This is a genomic window from Yoonia sp., assembly GCF_046498525.1.
In the GTDB taxonomy this organism is placed as follows: domain Bacteria; phylum Pseudomonadota; class Alphaproteobacteria; order Rhodobacterales; family Rhodobacteraceae; genus Yoonia.
The window spans coordinates 1-3628 of the sequence record NZ_JAWOAN010000121.1; the positions used below are offsets into that span (position 1 = coordinate 1).

General features: G+C 59.3%; 3 protein-coding genes and 1 pseudogene. 3 read left to right on the forward strand and 1 reads right to left on the reverse strand.

The window, feature by feature from the left end:
- Positions 1-858 (forward strand): annotated as a pseudogene (locus R6T97_RS08330) (carbamoyl phosphate synthase large subunit); the annotation flags it as partial.
- A gap of 100 nt (positions 859-958) precedes the next feature.
- On the opposite strand, the gene R6T97_RS08335 reads toward R6T97_RS08330, so the two are convergent.
- Positions 959-1396 carry a BrnA antitoxin family protein gene (locus R6T97_RS08335; protein ID WP_410348826.1) on the reverse strand — a complete coding sequence of 146 codons (438 nt, stop codon included), beginning with the start codon at positions 1394-1396 and terminating at the stop codon, positions 959-961.
- A gap of 174 nt (positions 1397-1570) precedes the next feature.
- Between R6T97_RS08335 and R6T97_RS08340 the strand changes: the two genes are divergently transcribed.
- Entirely contained in the window at positions 1571-2689 is a 1119-nt protein-coding gene (locus R6T97_RS08340; protein WP_410348827.1) for a beta-ketoacyl-ACP synthase III, read from the forward strand.
- Between the two features lie 149 nt (positions 2690-2838).
- On the forward strand, positions 2839-3438 hold the full coding sequence (locus R6T97_RS08345; RefSeq protein WP_410348828.1) for a thymidine kinase: 600 nt from the start codon (positions 2839-2841) through the stop codon (positions 3436-3438).
- Positions 3439-3628: the final 190 nt, after the last annotated feature.

Sequence of the window (3628 nt, forward strand, 5' to 3'; positions counted from 1 at the left end):
GCCGAGATTCGCATCCAGACCGAGGCGCTGGCCAAGGCGCTCAACGTCGTGGGCCTGATGAACATCCAATTCGCCGTGAAGGACGAAACCGTCTACCTGATCGAGGTAAACCCCCGCGCATCCCGCACCGTGCCTTTTGTTGCGAAAGCCACGGACAGCGCCATCGCGTCCATCGCCGCGCGGCTGATGGCGGGTGAACCGCTGTCGAACTTCCCGTTGCGCGCGCCCTATCCCGAAACCGAAAACCCGATGGACGTGCTGCCCTTGGGCGATGCTTTCACCCTCGCCGACCCCAAAACACCGTGGTTCAGCGTGAAAGAGGCGGTTCTGCCCTTCGCCCGTTTCCCCGGTGTCGATACCATTCTGGGGCCGGAAATGCGCTCAACTGGCGAAGTCATGGGCTGGGACCGGTCCTTCCCCCGTGCTTTCCTCAAAGCGCAGATGGGTGCAGGCACCAACCTGCCCACGACAGGCACCGTATTCATTTCGATCCGGGATGCCGACAAGACGGCAGATATGATTGATGCGTCAAAAATCCTCCTGACCCTTGGTTTCGATATCGTGGCCACACGCGGCACCGCTGCATGGCTGAGTGAAAACCAAATTGATTGCGAAGTGGTGAACAAAGTCTACGAAGGCGGGCTGACCATCGTCGACCGGCTCAAGGACGGGCACATCGCACTGGTCTTCAACACCACCGAAGGCGCGCAAGCGGTCGAAGACAGCCGCGACATCCGCGCCGTCGCCCTCTACGACAAAATCCCCTACTTCACGACAGCCGCCGCATCACACGCCGCCGTACTGGCGATGCAGACACGCGAAGAAGGGGATATCGGGGTGAGAAGCTTGCAGGGGTGATCCCACACAAAACACAGGGCAGCGCCCGGACCTTGGGGGGAGGTGCGGGCTGTGACTCACGGCAATTGAATGCTCTTTTGACCCCAGTCTCAAATACCCGTCACTTCCCCTTCAAATACCGCTCCCGTTTCTCCTCCAGTTCCGCCTCCATCTTCTGTAGACTCCCCCAACCCGGCCGCGGCTCCCACCCTGTTACCAACCGCTCGGGGTGCAGCACATAATCCGTCGTGTCCGGCCCCTCGATCATCCCCGCCAGCCGGTAGTGCATGAACGTCCGCAGCACGCGGTTGATGCGCGGCTGATACCCCTCGCCCATCGCCTTGAAGAATTTCACCACATCGGCATCCAGCCGGATTGTCACCGGCACCTTCTTGGGGTCGCGCCTGTCCGCGTCTTGCCAGATCTCGTCCCATTCCTTGGGCAGGCAGCGCAGTTTGTGCGCGACCGAGTGCAGATCATATTCCACCATGCGCAGCGCATCGGTGGCATAGCTCCAGTGGATGCGCTGGGTTTTGGTCATGTCTTTGGGTTTGCTCATCGCGGTCTCCTTTGCCCTAAATATGCAAGACAATGGTAAACGGGGCGATGACGCAGCGTACGTACAGGTTCTGTACGGCATCTGTACGCATTACATACAGGTCCGACGCCGCGTTCCGGTGGACATCCGCGCCCCGCGCACCATAGGGTAGCCGGACCAATCTGGGGGGCCTTCATGCACAACGTCGCCATTACGGGAACCGGTGTTTTCACCCCGACCGAGACCGTGACAAACGACGAACTTGTCACCGCATTCAACGCCTACACCGATCTGTGGAACGCCGAAAATGCCGCCGCGATCGCGGCTGGCACGGCAGAGGCCAAGCCCCATTCTTCCAGTGATTTCATCGTAGCGGCATCAGGGATCGAACGCCGCCATTTGCTTGATAAAACAGGTATTCTTGACCCCGCCCGCATGTTCCCACGTTTCACCCCACGCGCTGATGACCAGCCCGGGTTCATGGCCGAAATCGGCGTCGATGCCGCGCGAAAGGCGCTGTCTGCTGCAGACATAAAGACTGCTGACGTCGATTTGGTGATCTGCGCCGCCTCCAACATGGAACGCGCCTATCCTGCGGTTGCCGTGGAAATTCAACAACTTCTGGGCGCAGGTGGCTTTGCCTTCGACATGAACGTCGCCTGCTCCAGCGCCACCTTCGGCATCCAGACCGCCGCTGACATGATCCGCGCAGGCTCTATCCGGCGGGCACTGGTGATCAACCCCGAGATTTGTTCGGCGCATCTGGAATGGCGCGACCGTGACTGCCATTTCATCTTTGGAGATGTCGCCACCGCCACGCTTCTGGAGCGTGACGAAGGCCTTACAGCCCTGCGTTTCAAGGTCATTTCCACCCGCTGCGCGACCCAGTTCAGCAACAATATCCGCAACAATAACGGTTACTTGCGCCGCACGACCGACGCCATGGAAGACCGGCGCGACATGCAGTTCATGCAAAACGGCCGCAAGGTGTTCAAAGAGGTACTGCCGCTGGTCAGCAAACATATCGCCGACCATCTGGACGACGCGAATATCGCCGCGTCCAGCCTGCGCCGCCTGTGGTTGCATCAGGCCAACAAGACCATGAACGACTATATCGGCAAAAAGGTTCTGGGACGAACACCCGAACCCGGCGAGCAACCCAATATTCTGCATGACTACGCCAATACCTCTTCTGCGGGATCGATCATTGCCTTTTCCAAACATTCCAACGACATGGCGTCGGGCGACAAAGGTCTGATCTGTTCGTTTGGCGCCGGCTACTCCGTCGGCTCGGTCATTGTGGAGCGCGCCTAGAACAAGGGGAAAATCATGAAGAACATCGTCATCATCGGATTACTTCTTTCTTTGGCAGCCTGCGGCGTCCCTTTCGTACCGCTGATCTAGCCGCTGACGCGTCCGTGCAGGTCTTGCCAAGGTAGTGACGGCGGCGCTAATCACTTCCCATGGCAAAACTCTACTTCAATTATTCCACCATGAACGCAGGCAAATCGACCGTGCTCTTGCAGGCGTCCCACAACTATATCGAGCGCGGGATGCAGACCTATCTGATTACCGCGCAATTCGATAGCCGCGCAGGCGAAGGCCGGATCGGCAGCCGGATCGGGATCGGCGCGGATGCCGATACATTCGCTGCAGGTGAGGACCTTTTTGCCAAGATCGCAAACCGTCTGGCCGCAGCCCCATGCGCTTGCGTGTTTATCGATGAAGCACAGTTTCTCGAACCCGAGCAGGTCTGGCAACTGGCCCGTGCAGTCGATGATCTGCATGTGCCGGTCATGGCCTTCGGGCTGCGCGTGGATTTTCTGGGCGCGCTTTTCCCCGGTTCTGCCGCCCTGCTCGCGCTGGCCGATGAAATGCGCGAAGTCCGCACGATCTGCCATTGCGGCAAGAAGGCCACGATGGTGGTGCGCAAGGATGATCAGGGCAATGTGCTGTCTTCAGGCGATCAGGTGGTGATCGGCGGAAACGACCGTTACGTCTCGCTTTGTCGGCGGCACTGGCGCGTGGAAATGGGTGATCACGCGGGTCTCGACAAGGAGTGAGCCTCTGCCTTCGTCTTGGCTGGAAAACTCCCGCCGGAGGCTCCTGCGGTCCGCCAGAAGAACCGTCATGCGCTAATAAAAACTCTGCGGATCGATATCGATTGCCATGCGCAGGTTTGCTGGCAAGCGGAACTGCCCGGCCCATTTGACAAGTGCCTGTTGCAGAGGTGCCGCCTTGTCCGCCTTCACC

What these genes read in the sequence shown, in the direction of transcription:
- R6T97_RS08345 (WP_410348828.1), top strand. Translation starts at nt 2,839, where the DNA reads ATGGCAAAACTCTACTTCAATTATTCCACCATGAACGCAGGCAAATCG.
- R6T97_RS08335 (WP_410348826.1), bottom strand. Translation starts at nt 1,396, where the DNA reads ATGAGCAAACCCAAAGACATGACCAAAACCCAGCGCATCCACTGGAGC.
- R6T97_RS08340 (WP_410348827.1), top strand. Translation starts at nt 1,571, where the DNA reads ATGCACAACGTCGCCATTACGGGAACCGGTGTTTTCACCCCGACCGAG.